This window comes from Microbacterium sp. LWH11-1.2, assembly GCF_038397745.1.
In the GTDB taxonomy this organism is placed as follows: Bacteria; Actinomycetota; Actinomycetes; order Actinomycetales; family Microbacteriaceae; genus Microbacterium.
Map to the genome: position 1 here is coordinate 616,565 of NZ_CP151636.1, position 20,402 is coordinate 636,966.

Genomic DNA, 20,402 nt, shown 5'->3' on the forward strand with positions numbered 1-20,402 from the left:
GTCAGACGGTCGTCGCGACGGCCGCGTCGATCAACACCTCGGCGGCACTGCGCGCCTGCACCGCGACCTGCGGGTCGGCCGAGATCGCGGCGGTGCTCTGGGCGCCCTCGGCGAGGATGGACAGCTGCGCCGCCAGGAGCGGAGAGGCCCCGGTTCCAGCGACCAGTCCGGCCATGTACTGCTGGAACTCGGCCTTGTGCGAGCGGACGATCTCGGCGACCTCGGGGTTGGTGCCGCCGAGCTCACCGAACGCGTTGATGAAGGCGCAGCCCCGGAAGTCGTCGGTGCAGAACCAGTCCTCGAGGTAGCCGTAGACGGCGAGGAGACGGGAGCGAGGCTCGTCACCGGCATCCGTCACCGCGGCCGTCAGGCCAGACTCCCACTGCGCATGCTTGCGCGCCAGGACGGCGGCGACGATGTCGTTCTTGGCGGGGAACAGTCCATACAGCCGACGCAGCGACACGCCGGCGGCAGCGCGCAGCTCGTCCATGCCCACAGCCGCGTATCCCTTGCGGTAGTAGAGCTCGTCGGCCGCCGCAAGGATCTGTTCACGCACCGTTTCCTCGGTCATGATCTCAGTGTACTTGACATGAGAACGAACGTTCTCTATGTTGGACACATCGAGCGAGAACGACCGTTCTCACCGGAACCGAAAAGGATCAGCATCATGGGTTACATCACCGTCGGAAACGAGAACAGCACCCCGATCGAGCTGTACTACGAAGACCAGGGAGCCGGCCAGCCCGTCGTCCTGATCCACGGCTACCCGCTCGACGGCCACAGCTGGGAGCGCCAGACCCGCGAGCTCCTCGCCCAGGGCTACCGCGTCATCACCTACGACCGCCGCGGCTTCGGTCAGTCGTCCAAGGTGAACGCCGGCTACGACTACGACACCTTCGCCGCCGACCTCAACACCGTGCTCGAAACCCTCGATCTGCGCGACGTCGTGCTCGTCGGCTTCTCGATGGGCACCGGAGAGCTCGCCCGCTACGTCGCGAAGTACGGCCACGACCGGGTCGCCAAGCTCGCCTTCCTCGCCTCGCTCGAGCCCTTCCTCGTGCAGCGCGACGACAACCCCGAGGGCGTTCCGCAGGAGGTCTTCGACGGCATCGAGGCAGCCGCCAAGGGCGACCGCTTCGCCTGGTTCACCGACTTCTACAAGAACTTCTACAACCTCGACGAGAACCTCGGCTCGCGCATCAGCGAGCAGGCCGTCACCGGCAGCTGGAACGTCGCCGTCGGCAGCGCGCCCGTCGCGGCCTACGCGGTCGTCTCCTCCTGGATCGAGGACTTCCGCGGCGACGTGGAAGCCGTCCGCGCGGCCGCCAAGCCCACGCTGATCCTGCACGGCACGAAGGACAACATCCTCCCGATCGACGCGACCGCCCGCCGCTTCCACCAGGCGGTGCCGGATGCCGACTACGTCGAGGTCGAGGGCGCCCCGCACGGCCTGCTCTGGACGCACGCCGACGAGGTCAACGCCGCGCTGAAGGACTTCCTCGCGAAGTAGCATCCGCCCGCGTTCGGTCGAGCGCTGTACGCCTCACCAGGTCTTGTGCGCCTGCCAAGGTCGGAATCCTCGGATCCCGCCTTGTCAGGCGCACTTGTCCGTGCCACGCGCACGCACGACGGACGCGCAGATGCGACCGTGGCGGTCGCTCAGCCGCGCATCGCGACGCCGCGGCGCCAGTAGCCCATGAAGGCGACCTGCGAGCGGTCGATGCCGAGGTCCTTCACCAGGTGGCGACGAAGAGTCGTGACGACGCCGCTCTCTCCCGCGATCCAGAAGTACCGCTCCGCCGGAGCATCCGCCACCGTGATGTCCTCGCCGAGACCCGAGTAGTCCGGCGTCTCCCAGAGCAGCTCCTCGGTGTCGATGTCCTTCACGCGGATCTCCTCGGCGGCATCCGCGTCACCCAGGTAGCCGAGCACGGCGGGGATGAGCGTCAGTCCGTGCAGCTCACCGGCATCGCGCGGAAGCCAGTGCACCTCGACGTCCGACGGCGCGTCGATCGCCAGGATGTCGGCCGGCGTCGGCACCTCGATGAAGGCGACGCCGCGCAGATCGCGCGGAGCGTCCTCGAGGATGCGGGCGATGGCCGGGGCCGCCGTCTCGTCGCCGACGAGCACGACGGAGCGGGCGCTGCCCGGTTCGTACTCGGCGCCGCCGTGCGCATCGGCATCCACACCGCGGCGCGGCCCGACCAGGAACAGCTCCTGCCCGACGGCGGCCCGGCTCGCCCACAGCGAGGCGGGGCCGGTCAGCCCCGGCTCCAGATGCAGCACGAAGTCCACGACGACCTCGGTGCCGGCCTCGGTCACCCGCAGCTCGCGCACGGAGTAGGTGCGCATCGAACCGCGCTCCTCCTCCGGAACGGCGAGGTACGAGCCCCACCAGTCGTGCGAGGACCGATCGATCGGAGGCAGGATGCCGGATGCCGGCGGGAAGACGAGCTTGATGCGGGAGTCGAAGACCTCGCCCGGCGTGCCGAACTCGGACAGCTCGTCGCCCCCGAACGTCACCCGGACGAAGGAGGGCGAGACGCGATCGACCGCGCGCACCTCGGCGCGGGTGAGGATGTAGGTGGGGCGGTCGGTGATGGTCGTCTCAGCGGACATGATGCCTCCCGATAGGTGTGACCATCGGCTTTCCGGAAACCGGGTCGGTCGTGATCTGGTTGGCGAGGCCGAAGACCTCTTCCACGATGTCGGCGGTGATGACCTCGTGCGGGGCGCCGGTGGCATGCACCCGCCCGGCCTTCATCGCGACGAGCTCGTCGGCGTACCGCGCGGCCATGTTGAGGTCGTGCAGCACCATGACGATCGTCGTGCCGCGCGAGACGCTCAGGTCGGTGAGCAGGTCGAGCACCTCGATCTGGTGCGCCACGTCGAGGAACGTCGTCGGCTCGTCGAGCAGCAGGATGTCGGTCTCCTGCGCGAGCGCCATCGCGATCCACACACGCTGGCGCTGTCCGCCCGAGAGCTCGTCGACGCTGCGGTCGGCGAGGTCGGAGACCCCGGTCGCCTCGAGCGCATCCGCCACGACCTCGTAGTCGTGGGCGCTCCACCGGGCGAGTGCCTTCTGATGCGGGTGGCGTCCCCGTCCGACGAGGTCGGCGACGGCGATGCCCTCCGGCGCGATCGGCGACTGCGGCAGCAGACCGAGGATGCGCGCGACCTCTTTGGTGGGACGCGCGTGCACCGAGGTGCCGTCGAGCACGATCTGCCCCGCCGTGGGAGAGAGCAGACGCGCGAGCGAACGCAGCAGCGTCGACTTGCCGCATCCGTTCGCTCCGACGATGGTCGTGATCTTGCCGGGCGCGATCTGCAGGTCGAGGCCGTCGATGATGGTGCGATCGCCGTAGGCGAGGGTCACCCCCTCCGCCGACAGAGTGTGCGAGACGGTCATAGCGAACCCCCGGAGCGGTTGGTGCGGATGAGGAGATAGATCAGGTACGGAGCGCCCAGCACGCCGGTGACGACGCCCACCGGGTAACGCGTGCCGAGCGCGAACTGCGCGATGAGGTCGCCGCCGAGCACGAGCACCGCGCCGACGAACGCGCTCGGCAGGAGGAGATTCGCGCCGGGGCCGGTGAGGCGTGCGGCGATCGGACCGGCCATGAACGACACGAAGGCGATCGGACCGGTCGCCGCGGTCGCGAAGGCGAGCAGGGCGACGGCGCTGAGGATGAACAGCAGCCGCGTGGAGTTCACGCGCACCCCGAGGCCCGCCGCCGAGTCGTCTCCCAGCTGCATCGCCCCGAGCGCGCGTCCCTGCAGCAGCAGGAAGGGCACGATCAGCGCCGAGGCGATCGCGATCGGCAGGACGCGCTCCCAGGAGGCGTTGTTCAGGCTGCCGGTGAGCCACTGCATCGCGACCTGGATGTCCCAGTTCGGTGCACGCGACAGCAGATACGAGATGACGCTCTGCAGCATCAGCGCCACGCCGATCCCGATCAGGATGAGGCGCGTGCCGGCGAAGCCGCCCTTGATCGACAGCAGGTAGATCGTGAGAGCGGTGACGAGGGCGCCGCCGAGCGCGAGCAGCGAGACCACGGGGCCGCCTGCCGAGAGGACGATGATGCCGAAGACCGCGGCTGCGCTGGCGCCGTTCGAGATGCCGATGATGTCGGGGGACGCCAGCGGGTTGCGCAGCAGCGTCTGGAAGGCGACTCCCGCGATGCCGAAGCCGATCCCGGTGAGGACCGCCAGGATCGCGCGGGGCAGACGCAGGTCGCCCACCGTGAACGATGCGCCGGGGACGGTCTCGCCGAGGATCACGCGGATCACTTCGTCGGGCGTGTAGAACGTGTTGCCGACCATGAGCGCCGTGGCGAACAGCGCGAAGAGCACGGCGCCGAGCACGATCGTCGCCGTCGCATGGCGGCGGTGACGGGCTCGACGGCCCGCCACCACACGCGCGGTGCGGTGCGCAGCCGACTCGTCGGAGCGGTGCAGGGTGTGCTCGGTCGTGCTCACAGCTCACGCACCTTCTGACGACGGACGATCCAGATGAAGAACGGGGCTCCGATGATCGCCGTGATGATGCCGACCTGGATCTCCTCGAATGACGGCGCGATCACCCGGCCGACGATGTCGCTCGCGGTCAGCAGCGCGGCTCCCGCGAGGGCCGAGAACGGCAGCAGCCAGCGGTGGTCGGTGCCGATCAGCATCCGGCAGATGTGCGGGACGACGAGCCCGACGAAGCCGATCGGTCCGGCGATCGCGGTGGCGGCACCCGCGAGGATGACGGCCCCCAGAGCCGACATCAGCCGGGTGCGGAAGACGTGCTCACCGAGTCCCTTGGCCATGTCGTCGCCGAGAGCGAGCGAGTTCATCCCACGCGAGCAGAGGAGGCAGATGAGCGCACCGACCGCGAGGACCGGCGCGGTGAGCGCGATGCGCGGCCACTCCGCACCGCCGACGCCGCCGATCTGCCAGGACTGGAAGGTCTGCAGCAGGTCGACGCGCGGGAGCATCACGGCGCTGATGAGGGAGGCGAACGCGGCCGAGGTGGCAGCCCCGGCGAGCGCGAGTTTGAGGGGCGTGGCGCCGCCGCGACCGAGCGAGCCGACGGTGTAGACGAAGACCGCAGCGACCGCCGCGCCGACGATGGCGAAGCCCATCTGCCCGAACGGGTTGCTGAGGCCGAAGAAGGCGATCCCCACCACGACCGCGAGCGAGGCGCCGTTCGAGACGCCGAGGATGCCGGGATCGGCGACGGGGTTGCGCGTCACGGCCTGCATGGTCGCCCCCGAGAGGGCGAGGGCCGCCCCCACGAGGAGCGCGAGCACCGTGCGCGGGATGCGCTTGACGATCGCGGCCTGCTCGATGGTGTCGGTCCGGCCGCCGAGGGCCGCGACGATGTCGTCGAACGTCACGGCGCGCACACCGAAGGAGATCGACAGGATGCTGAGGACGAGCAGGAGTCCGACCCCGGCGAGAAGCCAGAGGGTGCGCACCGGCGCCGGACGCCGCAGATCTGCGGCGTCCGGCGCGATGGCTGTTGCTGAGGTCACTGAAACTCACTCCGCGGATGCGGACGTGGGATTACGGGGCCAGCGGAGCCGCCAGCAGGGCGAGGTAGTCGCCGAGACCCCACGGGATCGACAGCGGGGACGGGTTGGCGGATGCCGCGATCGGCGAGGAGTCGGGGAGCACCGCGATGCGTCCTTCGGCGATGGCGGGGATCTTCGACAGCAGCGGGTCGGCCTGCAGCAGCGGGATGATCGAATCGTCGCCATAGGTGATGAAGAGGTCGACGTCGTCGAACTTCGCGGCCTCTTCCGAGCTGACCGTGAGGTAGAACTGATCGCTGTCGGCGTTGTCCTCGACGATCGAGGGGAACGGCAGGCCGAGCTCGTGGATGTAGCCCGGGCGCGTGTCGATCGCGGTGTAGTAGCCGACCTGGCTGAGGTCGGTCGGGTCGATGTATGAGAACAGGACCTTCTTGTCCAACAGCGCGCTGTTCGCCTCGAGCGCGGCATCCGCGTCGGCGTGCAGGTCTTCGATCAGCGCCTCGCCCTCGGCCTCGAGGCCGAGTGCCTTCGCGTTCATCTCGATCATCTCGTCGACCGGCGTGCCCCAGGCGACCTCGGGGTAGGCGATGACGGGAGCGATCTTGGAGAGGGTGTCGTACTCCTCCTGGGTGAGTCCGGAGTACGAGGCGAGGATCACGTCGGGAGCGGTGTCGGCCACGGCCTCGTAGTCGATGCCGTCGGTCTCGTCGAAGAGCACGGGCTCCTCACCGCCGAGCTCGTCGAGCTTCTCCTCGACCCAGGGGAGGATGCCGTTGTCGTCATCGTCGCCCCAGGCGGCCTTGCTCATGCCGACGGGCACGATGCCGAGGGCGAGGGGCACCTCGTGGTTGGCCCAGGCGACCGTCGCGACGCGCTCGGGCTTCTTCTCGATGGTGGTCTCGCCGTAGACGTGCTCCACCGTGACGGGGAACGCATCGTCGGATGCCGGGTTGCCGCCGGCGGAGGCGGTCGACTCCGGGGCGTTGGACGAGCACGCGGCGAGGCCGACGGCGAGTGCGGCCGCGGCGCCGATGGCGAGGAGACGGGAGGTGCGCACAGGCGTTCCCTTCGGGTTCGGGATGAGGGGGGTCCGGCGCGGGATCCGCGCCGAGGCTTTGGTAAGCCTGGCCTAATCTAACAGAAAGTTAGGCAAGCCTCAGTCCCGAGGCCGACGTTTGAAGCCGGCGCACGAAAAACCGGCCGGGCCCCGAAGGACCCGACCGGTTCAGGAAGTCAGCGCGCGCTCAGAGAGCGCGGATGTTCGCCGCCTGCATGCCCTTGGGGCCACGCTCAGCGTCGAATTCGACCTTCTGGTTCTCGCGGAGCTCCTTGAAACCGGAGCCGGCGATAGCCGAGTAGTGGGCGAAAAGGTCGTCCGAGCCGTCATCGGGAGCGATGAAGCCGAAGCCCTTTTCCGCGTTGAACCATTTCACAGTGCCAGTGGCCATGTGTTTCTACTTTCTGTTGACTTAGCCGTTCTCACGGCCTACGCCGAGTCGGAACATCCGACACGCGCGCTTGCTCAAGGTACCACGGCTGGCTGACGCGCAGCAGTGAACCTCGGATTCTGTTGGATCAGGGCCGCTTCCGTGCGCGTGCTCACGCCGAGTTTGCGCAGCACCGCCGACACGTGGACGCTCACGGTCTTGACGCTGATGAACAGCCGCTCGCCGATCTGACGGTTGCTCAGCCCCTCGGCGATCAGCTCGAGCACCTGGCGTTCCCGGGCGGTGAGGAGGTCGGCATCCGTCGCGGAGGGAGAGGTGCTGAGCCCCGCAGCGTCGGCGAAGGTCGCGACGGACCGCTGCAGCTGCACGTGCCCGAGGCGATCGGCGATGTCGGCGGCCTCGGCGAGCACCCGTGCGGCCCCGGTGCGGTCTCCCTCGCTCACGCGAAGGCGAGCGAGCTCGAGCCGCGCCGCGGCACGGAAGACGACCGGCACGTCGTCGCCGTCGGCGAGCGCGACCGCCGCGGCGAGCGCCTCGCCCGTGGGCTCCAGGAATGCGTGCAGGATGTCGGACCAGACCGAGACCCGCAGCTCCGAGGTCTGGGCGGCCCACGCCGCGCGGATCGTCTCGACCGCGGCTCCGACGTCTTCGCCGGCGGCACGCAGCTCGGCGATGATCCACCCGGACTGGAGCAGGATCCGACGCTGGTGGAGCAGTGCCGGCCCCTCGTCGGCCAGCATCGCGAGGATCACGTCGAGAGCACCGTCCAGGTCTCCGGCGCTCTCAGCCACGGAGACCTGCATCACGGTGATGTCGTACCAGATCTGCCGTTCGACGGTGCCCGTCTCGCGGAAGGCCGGCAGGGATTCGATGAGCAGCTCGGCGGCTTCCTCGTGTCGTCCGCGCCACGACAGCACACGCACTCGCGTCATCGTGGTGTACATGCGGAACACGCGCAGCGTGCTCTGCGCGAGCTCGCGGGCGAGCATCTCCTCGACGCGCTCGATCTCACCGAGCTCCAGCAGCGGCACGGCCATGTTCTGCGTCATCACCGAGCCGGAGGTGCGTTCGACCCCGTAGGTGCGCGAGCGGGCCAGCCCTTCCTCGGCCAGCTGCACGGCCTCACGGTAGCGACCGAGCAGCGTGAGCAGGTCGGAGTAGTTCACCCGGTACTTCAGTTCGGCGGTCGATCCGCGGCCGAGGGTCCTGGCGAGCTCGTACTCTCGGGAGCCCTCCTCGATGCGGCCCTGGTGCGACAGCGACGCTCCCCGGACGTTCGCCGCGATCGACGCCTCGTCGTCCGACTCCGCACGTCGGGCGATCTCACCGGCCTCGACACCGAGCCGGAAGCTCAGATCGAGGTGACCGGCGATCATGTGCCGACTCGCGAGCGTGTTCAGTATCGTCGCCCGAAGGCGGTCGTCGTCGGCACGGTCGCCGAGCACGGCCAGCGACTCCTGCAGCAGCGGGATCGCCCCTGGACGGCCCAGATTCATCGTGTAGTACGCCTTGTCGCGCAGCAGACGCGCGTGCAGGCGCTGGTCGACGGTCATCGGGTCGAGCTCGCCCAGCGCCAGGTTCACGACCGAGAGCGCGCGCTCGCCGTCGCCCGCGTTGCGGAGGATCGAGCCGAGCATCAGCAGGAGCTCGAGGCGCTCGATGCCCGCGGCATCCGGAGCATCCGCCACCTGAGGCCACAGCTCCAAGACCAGTTCACCGAAGCGGGCGGCGCTCGCGAAGGCGTACCGGGCCTTCGCATGGCGCATCGCGTGCGCAGCGGCGATGAGCGCGCGACGGTCGTCCTGCGCGAGCTGCCAGTGATACGCCAGGGCCGCGGCGTCGCCGCTGTCGGTGCCCGCACACGCGGCCTCGAGCGTCTCGGCATAGGCGCGGTGCAGCCGGGCCCGCTCGCCCGGGAGCAGATCGTCGTGCACGGCCTCGCGCAGCAGCGCGTGCCGGAACCGGTAGTCGTCGTCGACGACCACGAGGATGCCGCTGCGCGTGGCTTCGCGCAGGGCGTCTTCCAGCCGCAGCTCGGGCAGATCGGCGAGGCGGACGACCAGCGGATGCGACAGGGGCCGCTCGGCGCCGGAGACGACCTGCACGACGTGCCGTGCGTCGTCGCCCAGGCGGTCGAACCGCGCGAGCAGCAGGTCGCGGAGACTGTCGGGCAGCGACCCCTTCGCGCATCCGGCGATCTCCTCGATGAAGAAGGGGACCCCTTCCGCGCGCTCCTGCATGCGCTCGAGGGCGGTCTCGCTGATCGCATGCCCGGTGATCTGCTCGGCGAGCAGGCGCGTGGCGTCTTCGTCGAGCCGGGTCAGGGGCAGCCGCTCGAGCAGGCGCGAACGCGTGGCCTCGCCGACGAAACGGCTCACGGCATCGCCGCGGCGCACGTCGTCGGTGCGGCAGGTGATCAGCAGCAGGATGCGCCCGCGGCTCAGGGCGCGCAGGAGGAAGGAGAGGATGGCGAGCGTGGACTCGTCGGCCCAGTGCAGGTCTTCCACGACGAGCACCTGCGGAGCGGCTTCCGCGGCCGCTTCGATGAGCGAGGCGATCGCGTCGCGAAGGCGCTCCGGACTCGTGCGCTCGCGATCGGTCGGACCCGACGCGAGCTCGGGGAGCAGCATGCCGAGTGCCTCGACGCCCACGCCGACCGCGTCGCGGACGCGCTCGACTCCCATGCGGGTCACGATAGAACGGAGGATGCCCGTGAGCGGGCCGTACGGCGTGCGAGAGGCGCCGAGGTCGAGGCACCAGCCGACGTGCACATCGGCGGTGCGGTCGATCTCGACCCCGAACTCGCGGAGCAGCCGTGACTTGCCGATGCCGGCCTCGCCCTCGACCAGGAGGGCGGCGGGGACGCCGTCGCGCGCGATGTCGAACAGACGGCGCACCTCGGCCAGGTCGGCGTCGCGGCCGACCATCACGACGCTCGGAGCGGACGAGGGCATGGGAACATCGTGCCACTCCCCGGGGACATCCGGGGTCGCGTCCGCTCCCGGCAGAGACGGTGCGCTGACGTCCACCGGAACGGTCACCGCGCTGTCGCGGTCGCCGTCTCGCATCCGACGCGGACGCAGTCCTCGACGGCGCGGGCCTTCGGGGCGCGGGCGCTCCCCGATCGGACGCTCGTGGCCGGCTGCGCCGCGCGCGGCGCCGCATCGGTCCGCCCGGCGACGATCCGGTGCAGCATCCGACGGATCGCGCCCGCCGGACGCGGCACGATCTGGTCGGCGTGCTCCTGCAGGAAGAGACGCCGCTCGGCGGCGCGTACGACCTGCTCCTGCTCGAAGGTGGTGACCTGGTGGCTGAGATACGGGTGCTCGAACATGATTTCTCCTCGGCGGTTCGCTGTATCCCTACACTCCGCTCTGAGGTGCACCGGCCGGATCGGGCGGATGCCCTATCTTTCGGATGCCGATGCCTAGGTGCGCGCACAGAAGAGGCCCGGATGCAGCAGGAAGCTGCAGCCGGGCCCCGATACCGCCGGGCGGTCAGGCCTCGACGTCACCGCGCCAGGCGCCGGTCTCGGCGCCTCGGCCCTCGATGAACTCCTTGAAGTTCTTCAGGTCCTTCTTCACCGCGTGCGAGCCCGCTCCCACCAGGGAGCCGAGCTTCTCGAGAAGCCCCTCGGGCTCCCAGTCGATCTGCACGGTCACGCGCGTGGACGTCTCGGTGAGCTTGTGGAACGTCACCGCTCCCGCGTGCTCGGTCTCGCCACCGGTGCTGGTCCACGCAACGCGCTCGTCGGGGTGCTGCTCGGTGATCTCGGCGTCGAACTCGCGCTCGATGCCACCCACCTTGACCTTCCAGTGGGTGTGGGTGTCGCCGGTCTGCGTGATCGACTCGACCTCGTCGAGGAACTTCGGGAAGCTCTCGAACTGGGTCCACTGGTTGTATGCGACGTCGACGGGAACGTCGACGTCGATGGTCTCGATGATCTGCACCATGTGATGCTCCTCACTGCTCGTCTCTCGTGTCCTGCCATTCAGCAGCACACGAGAAGGAAGGGCGATGGGGTTGACACTGCGGTGAGCGATCAGGCTGCCAGCCGCCCCACCGCTCGCGCGCGGATGAGCACCGCGGTCCCGTCGGAGTAGGCGACCGGAAGCTCCTCGACCGCCACCACCTCGATCGTCGCGGGGTCGGCACCGGCGAGCCTCGCCCGCTCGGTCGCCTCGGCGGCGGCATCCGCTCGCGAGGCACGACGGTCCGAAGGATCCGCGCGGTAGATCTTCTCGATCTGGCCCGCGACCTCGCCCAGCGCGGCACCGACCGCGTTCGCCGCGCCGAAGTGATCCGGGCGGATCAGGGTCGAGACCCCCTCGAGCTCGGCGGGCGCGATGATGCCTCCACCGCCGACGAGGATCACCGGCACCGGGGCGGCGTTCGGCTTCATGCGGTCGATCGAGTCCTCGAGGATCGCGCGCATCGCCGCCCAGGCCACCGAGCCGAGACCTGCCTCGACGTCCGGAGCGGTCAGCCCCTCGATCTCCGCGCCGCCGACGGCGAGCGCGATGTCGGTCGCGGTGAGAGTGGAGCCGCCGAAGGCGAGCCCCTCCTCCGGGAGACGGTAGCCGACGCTGTCAGGGCCGACTGTGACGCTGTTGCCGTCCGTGCGGACGATCGTGCCGCCGCCGAGTCCGACCGAGAGCACATCCGGCATCCGGAAGTTCGTGCGGATGCCGCCGATCTCCACCGCGTGCGCCGACTGACGAGGGAAGCCGTCGACGAGCACTCCGATGTCGGTCGTGGTGCCGCCGATGTCGACGACGAGCGCGTCCGTCGCCCCCGAGAGATGTGCCGCCCCGCGGATGGAATTCGTCGGCCCGCAGCCGATCGTCAGCACCGGGAACTCCAGCGCGTACTCGAGCTGCATGAGCGTGCCGTCGTTCTGGCCGAAGTACGGCGTCGCCGGGATGCCGCGCGCACGCAGCGCCGCCACGAAACCGCCGGCCATCCGGGTGAGCGTCTGCATGAGCGCCGCGTTGAGCACGGTCGCGTTCTCGCGCTCGAGGAGTCCGAGCGAGCCGATGCGCGCCGAACGCGAGACCGGCACTCGCAGTTCCTCCGCGACGATCTCGGCGACGCGCTCCTCCTGGCTCTCGTCGATGGGCGAGAACACCCCGACGACCGCCACGGCGTCGACCTCACCGCGCATGCGAGCGCACGCCTCGCGAACCGCCCGCTCGTCGAGCGGAGCCAACAGGCGGCCGTCGACCTCGAACCCGCCGGGCAGCAGGTACGCGTGGTCGCCGATCGCCTCTCGCAGGTCGGCGGGCCAGCCCTCGAGCGGCGGTACGGCGGTCGTCGCCGGGGCGCCGAGACGCAGGATGCCGACGCGACCGAGTCCGCGGCGCTCGACGATGGCGTTGGTGCAGTGCGTGGTGCCGAGCATCGCGTGCGCCACGAGGGCGGGGTCGACGCCGGATGCCGCCAGCACGGCGTCGATCGCGTCGGCGACCCCTTCGCCGGTGTCGCGGGTCGTCGGACGCTTGACCGAGGCCACGACGGCGAGGCGGTCGTCGAGGATCACGGCATCCGTGTTTGTTCCGCCGACGTCGATCCCGATCCGGTACCCGACCATCAGGCGGCCTTCCCTTCGGCGTCCCGCCCCTTGCCGGGGCGGAGGATGTCCTCGACCGGGATCCAGTCGACGTCATATCCGAAGTGCGCAGGCCCTGCGGTGAGGAGCCCCATCGGCGTGCGCCACTTCTCGTGGCACGGGATCGCGATCACCGCGACGCGGGCGCCGTAGCGCAGCGACTCGGTGGTGATGGGCATTCCGGTGGCGAGGTCCAGCACCGCGATGAGGTCGGGGGTGACCGCGGCGAGCGCACCGTCGCGACGCGCGAGCAGCATCTCGTTCTGGAAGTCGAGACGGAGCGCGCTGCCCCGGTCTGCTCCCACGCCGTCGAGCTCGGCGGCGCCGCGGGTGAACCCGCCGTCCACCGCGCGCTGCAGGTCGGCGACCTTGCCTTCGAAGAGGCGCACCGCGTCGAGATCAGCGCAGAGGGCGTCGATGCGCTCGTCGTCGCGGAGCTCGTCGCCCCCGGCATCCCGTCCGCGCAGGATGCGGCCGATGCGCTTCGCCAGGGTGAGCGTGCCGGGGATCGCGCACTCCCGCACGACGTCGCCTCCGTAGGCGTAGTCGATCATCGTCGCTCCTCCCCCCATCTCGACCGTCACAGCGCGGGCGATGCGCTCGGACCACGCGCCGTCGACAGGCCGGCTGACGACCTCGTTGCCGTGATGATCGACCATGACGGTGGCGCCGGGTCCGTATCCCGCGAGATGGAAGGTCACCATCTGCGCCTCGGGGAACGCCCGGCCCATCGCGTCGCCGTCGACGACGGGAAGACCGGCGAGCGCGGCCGTCGCGATGGGGATCATCGAGTTGCCGCCGCCGACCTCGATCGGCATCACCGCGGTGGGGCGGCGGCCGACGGCACGCTCGATCGCGGAGAGCGCCGCGAGCAGTTCCGACTCCGCCTGGATCCGCTCCACGCTCACCGACGGCGCGCCGATGCCGCCGATCGGAATCACGAAGTCGTCATCGGTGAGGTCGTCGACCGCGCGGAGGGCGACCGGTCCGTGCAGACGGATCAGGCGCTTCGCCATGAGCGACCCGACGTGCGGGTCTCCTCCGCCACCTGTGCCCAGCACCGCGGCGCCGAGGGCGATCTCGTCGATGTCCGCTTCGGTGATCTGCGCGCCCGTCATGCGCTCACCCCGCCGTCGAGGCGGGCGGGCTGTTCCTCGCTCGCGACCGGGGCGGATGCCGCGGCATCCGGCTCCACCTTCCGACGCAGCGGGACCAGCGCGAGGTAGACCAGGAAGCCGACGATCAGGCCGTCGAGAGCCGGGACCGCCGTCAACGTGAACCAGCCGAAACCCGGGCCGTGGCTCGGATCCGTCGTCGCCACCGCGACGAGGATGCCGACGAGCCACGCTGCGATCGACCAGACGTCGACCGTGGGGACGGCCGCGCCATGTGCCCAGCGAGGCCCCTTGCGGCCGGAGGCGAACGCTGCGACGTAGACACCCCCGAACGGCGCGATGACGATGCCGATCACGAGGATGAATTCGACGAAATAGTCCGCGGCACCGATCACGCCGACGGCTATGCCGATGATGCCGAGTACGACGGTGGCGGTACGGCGGTCGATTCGGGCGCTGATGGCCGCGAACGCGAGACCCGCCGAGTACAGGTTCGTCGTGTTCGTGGTCCACTGGGCGAGGATCAGCACGACCACAGCGACGGCGCCGAGGCCGAGCGCGAAGAAGATCGCCATGAGCTCGGTGCCGTCCATGATCCGCGCGAGCACGACCGAGACGACGATGATGATCGAGTTGCCGAAGAAGAAGCCGACGAACCCGGAGAGCATGGCGTGCTTCGGGGTCTTCGCCCAGCGCGCCATATCGGGGGCGGTGGCCACGCCGAGGATGAAGAGGCTCATCACCAGGGAGATCGCGCCGCCGAAGCTGTACAGGCTCTCGACCGGGGCGTCGAGAGCCGCCGTACCGTTCATGGAGAAGGCGACGACGATGCTCACGAGCAGAAGCAGGAGGAGCAGCGGAACGGCGAGCATGCTGAGCTTGTTGATCGAGCGGTAGCCCCAGAACGCCGTGACCGCCATCAGCACACCGCCGATTCCGGTGAAGATCGGCACGGGGATGTCCATGCCCGTGAACTCGGTGAAGGCAATCTGGGCATTCGTGCCGAAGAAGCCGGCCTGCACCGCGAACCAACCGAGCAGGCTGATCGACATCGCGAAGGCCAGGATGCCGCCTCCCACCTTGCCGAACACGGCGCGCGAGATCATCGCACTCGACAGCCCTGTCACAGCGCCGACGTATGACGTCGCGATCGCGATGAGTCCGAGGAGGAGCGAACCGGCGATCGTCGCCCAGATGGCCGGCCAGAACGCCATGCCGGAAGCGAGCGCGACGCCGAGGAAGGCGCCGGAGAGATCGATGCCGATGGCGATCCAGATGGTCGCGATCGAGAGCCAACCCTTGCGCTGGTCCTGGGGCACGACACCGTGCTCGTAGTCGTCAGTGGTCATTGTCTTTCCTTCGAGAGGGGCTCTGCGCGGCGCCCGGGACTTCGGGTTCCTTCGGGCGACGCGCAGAGCGGATCAGGGTCCTGCTTCTCACACCATCGGCCGGGCGTCGCCGGCTCCTGCTGGTTCCGGCCAGGAGCTCGTGGCTCCGGGGCGGCGGGCGAAAGTACGGCGACTGCTGCGCAAGCCCATCTCGACGATCGACTCGAGCATCCGCAAGGCCGTGACCGACGGATCGATGACAGGCACGTCGATTCCGTCCTGGGCGAGTCGAGCGGTTACAGCGGGGGCGTGGCCGCCGACGCCAGTCAGCCCGAGAACGATGACCTCGGCCCCGTCGAGCTCGACGGTTGCGCGGGCGCACCGCACCATCGATGCGAGGGCCGCCTCGGGATCGCGGCCGATCTCCGCGGTCGGGATGTCGAGCGAACGGGTCGATGTCAACTTCGGCGCTACGCCGAAACGTCGCGCGTGCTCGATCACCGGATCGCAGGTGCTCCTGGTGGCGGTGATCACTGCGAATCGGTGCCCGAGCGTGGCGGCCAGGTGCATCGACGCCTCTGCCGAGCCGAGGACGGGCACATCGACGACCTCCCGGGCCGCGTGCACGCCGGGATCGAGCATGTCGTCGACCAGAATCGCGTCGCATCGGTCGGCCTCCGCCTCCCGCGCCGCGCGCAGGACCCACGGAGTGACGAGCGCGTCGTCTCGCCGCGATTCGATGGACGCGACGCCGGCGGGCAGAGTCGCCGCGGACACCCGGGTGCCGGATGCGGCCGCTCCCGTGAGCAAGGCGAGAGTCGTGGCCTCGCGCTCGGTGCTGACGGTCGGATTGATCACACGCAGGTGCATCAGCTGTCACCCCTCTCGAAGCCGGCGACGCCGAACCGCATCTCCGGCCCGGGCCAGACGATGGGTGTCGGCGGGGGCGCTGGGTAGGAGACCGCACTGTGCGAGAGGCCGAGACGCACCAGCATCCGCGCGTGGTGGGCGGCAGCTTGCCGAGGGTCGATCACGGGAACGTCGAGGCCCACGTCCACCAGATGCTCGGACAGCCGGTCGATGAGATCGGAGAGGAGGGTGCAGCCGGCGATGATCGCCTCGGCCCCGTCCTCGCGGACGGCGATGGTGGCGACCTCAGCGAATCGCCGGAACGTCTTCTCGGGATCCTCGTGCAACTGCAGCGGGGAGATTCCGATGCCTCGGATCGACGCGCTGCGATGCTCGAGACGATTGCGCTCGACGATCTCACGGACGACGGGGATGTCCTCGTCTGCGGTCGTCAGAATCGTGAACCGGCCGGCGAGGCACAACGCGAGGTGCATCGAAGCCTCGGCCGGGCCGACCACCGGGATGCGGACGACCTCGCGCACGGTATCCAGGCCGGGGTCGTCCATGCAGTCGATGATCACGGCCTCGGCCCCGGCGCCCTCGGCGCGCATAGCGGCGTCGATGATTCCGGGAACGGAGAACTGATCATCCCATCGGCTCTCGATCGAGTCCGTCCCGGCCGCGAGTGACCGGTGATCGAAGACGACGCCTTCGACGACAGGGAAGAAGTCATCGCTGTCCTCCGGCAGCACCACCGGTGCGATGACCGTGATGCGCACGGGCTCATCGACGGGACGGAGGGAGGGGATCATGAGGTTCCTTCACGAGGTGTCGGGCGCCGCATCGTCACGGCACCGCGGGCTCAAGCGGAGATGACGGTGGACAGGTGTCGCCACGCCTGCTCGAAGCGCTGACGGTAGACCTCGGGCGTGTAGTGGGTCAGCTGCAGGAAGAGGCCGTCCATGATGACGAACACGAGGGCGATGAAGCCCTCCGCGTCGCCTGCGCCGAACCCTCCCGAGGCGACACCGGCTTCGTAGGTCTGACGAACAGCGGTGGCGAGTCCGGACTCCGCGTCCAGGAAGATCTCGCGCAGGTGCTGACCGCCTGGGCCGTACTCGGTCACCGCCGCGCGCAGACTGAACTCGGCGAGGTCAGGGCGGTCGCGGTAGTAGGCCTCGATGCCGCCGAGGATGTGCCGCAGGCGGGCCAGCGGTTCGAGCTCGCCGCTGCTGCGGGCCAGATCGTCGAAGAACGCCGTGTGCTCGATGGCGACCTCGGCGTACACCGTCTCGTACAGCTCCTCCTTGCTCGAGAAGTGCGCATAGAGAGAGGGCGTCTTGATCCCGACGGCTTCGGCGATCTCGCGCAGGCTCGTCTCGGCGTACCCCTGGCGCGCGAAGATCGTGCGGGCCTCGGAGAGGATCGTTGCTCGGGTCATCATCCACCTAACGACTATTAGTTAGGCAGAGAGTAGCCCCGTTTGCCGGACTTGCACAAGACCCGAGAGGCCGCGGCCCCACTGATCAGTGCGTCGGGGAGGGAATCGGCACCACTGCGTTGCGCGTCCGCGCCTCCTCGGCGAGCCAGACGATCCGGTGCGTCGCCAGGCTCTCCTGCGGCCCTGACAGCAGCCCCGACCGGTCGCCGGTGCGGACCGCGTCGAGGAACGCCTGGACGAGCGCGTCGTCGGCGCCGCCGTGTCCGTCCGCCGCGCTCGCGTTGCCCCGGGACTCGGGGACGACGTCGTACTTCTCGTCCCGAGCGAAGTCGTGCACCACCAGCGTGCGTCCATCGCCCTCGATGCTTCCGTCCGTTCCGAAGAGGCGGGTCTTGCGGAAGTCGAGCTCCGTGAAGGCGGTGACGGTGAAGGATGCCGTCACCCCGCCCTGATACTCGATGTTGACGACCTGGTGATCGACCACGTCGTTCTGGCCGTCGAAGACGCAGCGCCCGTACGGCCCTTCACGCAGAGCGCGGTCGACGCCCTCCGCGGAGACGTCTGTCGTGAGCACTGCGAGCGGCCAGCGCTCGAACGTCTCGTCGCCGAGGAAGCCGCGGTAGATCCGTGTCGCGGAGTACGCGCAGGTGTTCTGCAGCGGGCAGTCAAGGCAGCGGTCGGTGGCGCCGACCGGCTTGCTCTCCGGTCGGAAGTGCAGGAGGCTCCCGAAGGACGAGACGCGCTCGGCCGGGAGGCCGATGATGTAGGAGAGCCAGTCGATGTCGTGGCTGCTCTTGGTGAGCAACATCGGGCCGGATTCCGCCTCTCGCGCCCAGTTTCCGCGGACATACGAGTGAGCGAAGTGCCACCACCCGATCGGCTCCAGGTGCTCGACCGAGACCAGACGACCGATCACGCCGTCGTCCAGCAGGCGCTTGAGCGTGCGCGAGTAGCTCGAGTACCGCATGACGTGACACACCGCGAGCATCACACCCGCGGCTTCGGCGGCCTCGACGATCCGGGCGGACTCCTCCTCGGTCGGCGCGATCGGCTTCTCCAACAGCAGGTGATAGCCGGCGCGGGCGAGACCGATCGCGGGTTCGGCATGCAGACGATCGGGAGTGGACACGACCGCCGCGTCGGCGACTCGCTCGCCTCGCGCGACGATGTCCTCCCACGTCGCGAAGCACTCTATGCGCTGTCCGGCGAACTCGGCCAGGAAGGCGTCCCGTCGTGCGCTGTCGGGCTCGACGACCGCGGTGATGGCCGCGCCCTGTGCCACCGCGCGCCGCGCGTAGCCGGTCCCCCGCGATCCGGCCCCGATCACAGCGAGGCGGACGGGATTCGAGAGGATCATTTGAGGGCTCCTTGGACGAGGCCGGCGACGAACTTGCGCTGGAAGATGAAGTAGAGGATCACGATCGGAGCGATCACGATGATCGTTCCTGCCGCCAGGAGGGGGATGTTCTCGCCGTACTGCTGCACGAACGTCCCCAGACCGGACGGTGCCGTGCGCCGGGAGGGATCACGGATGAGGATGAGCGCGAGCAGGAACTGGTTCCACGCCCACATGAACGTCAGCAGCGCGTAGGTGATGATCGCGGGCTTCGCCCCCGGAACCAGGATCTGCACCAGGGTGCGGAACCGGCCGGCGCCGTCGAGTTGGGCGGCTTCGATCATCTCCGCCGGGACGGACTCGAAGTGCGTGCGCATCCAGAAGATCCCGAAGGGCATGAACGCGCCGGCCAGCGGGAGGATGACCGCCCAGTAGGTGTCGATCAGGCCCGTCGACCGCATGGCGAAGTAGAGCGGGATGACGATCGCCTCGTAGGGGAGCGTGAGTCCCGCCAGGAAGAACGCGAAGAGGAACCCCTTCGCCGGCATCCGCATCGTGCCCATCGCGTAGCCCGCGAGCGTCGCGCACACCACGGAGACGGGCACGACGACGAGGGCGATGATCGCGCTGGAGGCCAGCAGCGAGCCGAATCCGGCCATGCTCCAGGCGCTCGCGAAGTTGCCCCACTGCGGGTCGGTCGGCCAGGTGAGCGTCGGCGCGAGAGTGTCCGCCGGCTGCAGCGCAGCCGAGACGAGCGCGAGGAAAGGCACGATGACGCTGAGCACCGCGACCAGAAGGAACGCGATGGACAGGATGCGGGAGCCGGCGGATCTCATGCGCCTCGCCTTCCGATTCGGCCGATCACGGCGACGAAGACGAGGATGATCGCGCTCAGCACGGTGGCCAGCGCACATGCGAGCCCGACTTCGTTCGAGGTGAAGACGAGCTTGTAGATCAGCACGCCGGGGACGATGGTCTGGTAGCCGGGACCGCCGCCGGTCGTCACGTAGACGATGTCGAAGCTCGCGAGTGCCGAGATGAGGGTGACGGTGACGGCCACGACGATCTCCGCCCGCACCCCGGGAACCGTGACATGCCAGAACTGGCGCACCGGGCCGCAGCGGTCGAGGCGTGCGGCTTCGTAGAGCGAGGGATCGATCTTCTGGATGCCGGCGAGCAGGAGCATCATGCACAGCCCGGTCGTCACCCAGGTGCCGATCACGCCGACCGCGGGATACGCCCAGGTGAAGTCGCCGAGCCACGCCCTGGCCACATCCCCCAACCCGACCGCTCGCAGCATCTGATTGATGGGGCCGTCTGCCGCATACAGGTAGCGCCACACGACGCCGACGGCGACGAGAGGCAGGATCTGCGGAAGGAAGAGCACGGTCCGCACGAACCCCGATCCGCGGCGCGGACGCGCCGCGATCACCGCGGCGATGAGAAGCCCGAGGATGACCGGGAAGACCGTGTAGAACACGATGAAGCCGAGACCGTTGCGCAGCGCCACGACGAGCCGTTCGTCGGTGGCGACCTTGATGTAGTTCTCGAACCCGGCCCAGGTCGCGGCCCCGATGCCGTCCCACTCCCAGAAGGAGAGCCAGACGCTCTGGACCCACGGCGCGATCGTGAAGGTCCCGTAGAAGACGAAGGCGGGAACCAGGTAGAGCAGTGAGCTCCAGCCCCGTCGCGTCCGCCGGGAGGAGCCGGTCACACGACCGGACTCCCCCCGTGTGCGGGTCAGCGGTTCGGTCATGG

The 20,402-nt window shown here is 69.3% G+C and carries 20 protein-coding genes; 1 reads left to right on the forward strand and 19 read right to left on the reverse strand.

Annotated features, from left to right (window positions below; translation table 11 throughout):
* Position 1 precedes the first annotated feature (1 nt).
* Positions 2-571: a TetR/AcrR family transcriptional regulator gene (locus MRBLWH11_RS02855; RefSeq protein WP_341946606.1), complete on the reverse strand. Its 570-nt coding sequence runs from the start codon at positions 569-571 to the stop codon at positions 2-4.
* A gap of 96 nt (positions 572-667) precedes the next feature.
* Between MRBLWH11_RS02855 and MRBLWH11_RS02860 the strand changes: the two genes are divergently transcribed.
* On the forward strand, positions 668-1,510 hold the full coding sequence (locus MRBLWH11_RS02860) for an alpha/beta hydrolase (protein ID WP_341946607.1): 843 nt from the start codon (positions 668-670) through the stop codon (positions 1,508-1,510).
* Positions 1,511-1,659: 149 nt separating this feature from the next.
* Here MRBLWH11_RS02860 and MRBLWH11_RS02865 read toward each other — a convergent pair whose 3' ends face one another.
* The 18 genes from MRBLWH11_RS02865 to MRBLWH11_RS02950 form a co-directional block, all read right to left on the reverse strand.
* On the reverse strand, positions 1,660-2,619 hold the full coding sequence (locus tag MRBLWH11_RS02865) for a siderophore-interacting protein (RefSeq protein ID WP_341946608.1): 960 nt from the start codon (positions 2,617-2,619) through the stop codon (positions 1,660-1,662).
* Positions 2,609-3,409 carry an ABC transporter ATP-binding protein gene (locus tag MRBLWH11_RS02870; RefSeq protein ID WP_116636029.1) on the reverse strand — a complete coding sequence of 267 codons (801 nt, stop codon included), beginning with the start codon at positions 3,407-3,409 and terminating at the stop codon, positions 2,609-2,611. Before MRBLWH11_RS02870 ends, MRBLWH11_RS02865 begins: the two co-directional genes overlap by 11 nt.
* Positions 3,406-4,479, reverse strand: coding sequence for an iron chelate uptake ABC transporter family permease subunit (locus MRBLWH11_RS02875; protein ID WP_116636030.1), 1,074 nt, complete (start codon positions 4,477-4,479; stop codon positions 3,406-3,408). The genes MRBLWH11_RS02870 and MRBLWH11_RS02875 overlap by 4 nt, the downstream gene beginning before the upstream one ends.
* Positions 4,476-5,519: an iron ABC transporter permease gene (locus tag MRBLWH11_RS02880; protein WP_341946609.1), complete on the reverse strand. Its 1,044-nt coding sequence runs from the start codon at positions 5,517-5,519 to the stop codon at positions 4,476-4,478. Before MRBLWH11_RS02880 ends, MRBLWH11_RS02875 begins: the two co-directional genes overlap by 4 nt.
* Before the next feature lie 31 nt (positions 5,520-5,550).
* Entirely contained in the window at positions 5,551-6,576 is a 1,026-nt protein-coding gene (locus MRBLWH11_RS02885) for an iron-siderophore ABC transporter substrate-binding protein (protein ID WP_116636032.1), read from the reverse strand.
* Positions 6,577-6,763: 187 nt separating this feature from the next.
* Entirely contained in the window at positions 6,764-6,967 is a 204-nt protein-coding gene (locus MRBLWH11_RS02890) for a cold-shock protein (protein WP_017831237.1), read from the reverse strand.
* Positions 6,968-7,041: 74 nt separating this feature from the next.
* Positions 7,042-9,921, reverse strand: coding sequence for an AAA family ATPase (locus tag MRBLWH11_RS02895; RefSeq protein WP_341946610.1), 2,880 nt, complete (start codon positions 9,919-9,921; stop codon positions 7,042-7,044).
* A gap of 83 nt (positions 9,922-10,004) precedes the next feature.
* Complete coding sequence (locus MRBLWH11_RS02900; RefSeq protein ID WP_341946611.1) at positions 10,005-10,301, reverse strand: hypothetical protein; 297 nt, start codon at positions 10,299-10,301, stop codon at positions 10,005-10,007.
* 163 nt (positions 10,302-10,464) lie between these two features.
* Positions 10,465-10,920 carry an SRPBCC family protein gene (locus MRBLWH11_RS02905; protein WP_116636035.1) on the reverse strand — a complete coding sequence of 152 codons (456 nt, stop codon included), beginning with the start codon at positions 10,918-10,920 and terminating at the stop codon, positions 10,465-10,467.
* A gap of 89 nt (positions 10,921-11,009) precedes the next feature.
* Positions 11,010-12,557 carry a hydantoinase/oxoprolinase family protein gene (locus tag MRBLWH11_RS02910; protein WP_341946612.1) on the reverse strand — a complete coding sequence of 516 codons (1,548 nt, stop codon included), beginning with the start codon at positions 12,555-12,557 and terminating at the stop codon, positions 11,010-11,012.
* A complete protein-coding gene (locus MRBLWH11_RS02915; protein ID WP_341946613.1) occupies positions 12,557-13,693 on the reverse strand; it encodes a DUF917 domain-containing protein in 1,137 nt (378 codons plus the stop codon). Before MRBLWH11_RS02915 ends, MRBLWH11_RS02910 begins: the two co-directional genes overlap by 1 nt.
* Positions 13,690-15,039: a cytosine permease gene (locus MRBLWH11_RS02920; protein ID WP_341946614.1), complete on the reverse strand. Its 1,350-nt coding sequence runs from the start codon at positions 15,037-15,039 to the stop codon at positions 13,690-13,692. Before MRBLWH11_RS02920 ends, MRBLWH11_RS02915 begins: the two co-directional genes overlap by 4 nt.
* Positions 15,040-15,126: 87 nt before the next feature.
* The gene (locus MRBLWH11_RS02925; protein ID WP_341946615.1) at positions 15,127-15,888 is read right to left on the reverse strand and encodes an aspartate/glutamate racemase family protein; all 762 of its coding nucleotides are present in this window, start codon (positions 15,886-15,888) and stop codon (positions 15,127-15,129) included.
* Positions 15,888-16,679, reverse strand: a complete 792-nt coding sequence (locus MRBLWH11_RS02930; RefSeq protein ID WP_116636040.1) for an aspartate/glutamate racemase family protein — start codon at positions 16,677-16,679, stop codon at positions 15,888-15,890. The genes MRBLWH11_RS02925 and MRBLWH11_RS02930 overlap by 1 nt, the downstream gene beginning before the upstream one ends.
* 50 nt (positions 16,680-16,729) lie before the next feature.
* Positions 16,730-17,308, reverse strand: coding sequence for a TetR/AcrR family transcriptional regulator (locus tag MRBLWH11_RS02935; protein ID WP_165808084.1), 579 nt, complete (start codon positions 17,306-17,308; stop codon positions 16,730-16,732).
* Positions 17,309-17,393: 85 nt separating this feature from the next.
* Positions 17,394-18,665: a Gfo/Idh/MocA family oxidoreductase gene (locus MRBLWH11_RS02940; RefSeq protein WP_116636042.1), complete on the reverse strand. Its 1,272-nt coding sequence runs from the start codon at positions 18,663-18,665 to the stop codon at positions 17,394-17,396.
* Complete coding sequence (locus MRBLWH11_RS02945) at positions 18,662-19,480, reverse strand: carbohydrate ABC transporter permease (protein WP_341946616.1); 819 nt, start codon at positions 19,478-19,480, stop codon at positions 18,662-18,664. The genes MRBLWH11_RS02940 and MRBLWH11_RS02945 overlap by 4 nt, the downstream gene beginning before the upstream one ends.
* A complete protein-coding gene (locus MRBLWH11_RS02950) occupies positions 19,477-20,400 on the reverse strand; it encodes a sugar ABC transporter permease (protein ID WP_116636044.1) in 924 nt (307 codons plus the stop codon). The genes MRBLWH11_RS02945 and MRBLWH11_RS02950 overlap by 4 nt, the downstream gene beginning before the upstream one ends.
* Between the last annotated feature and the right edge of the window lie 2 nt (positions 20,401-20,402).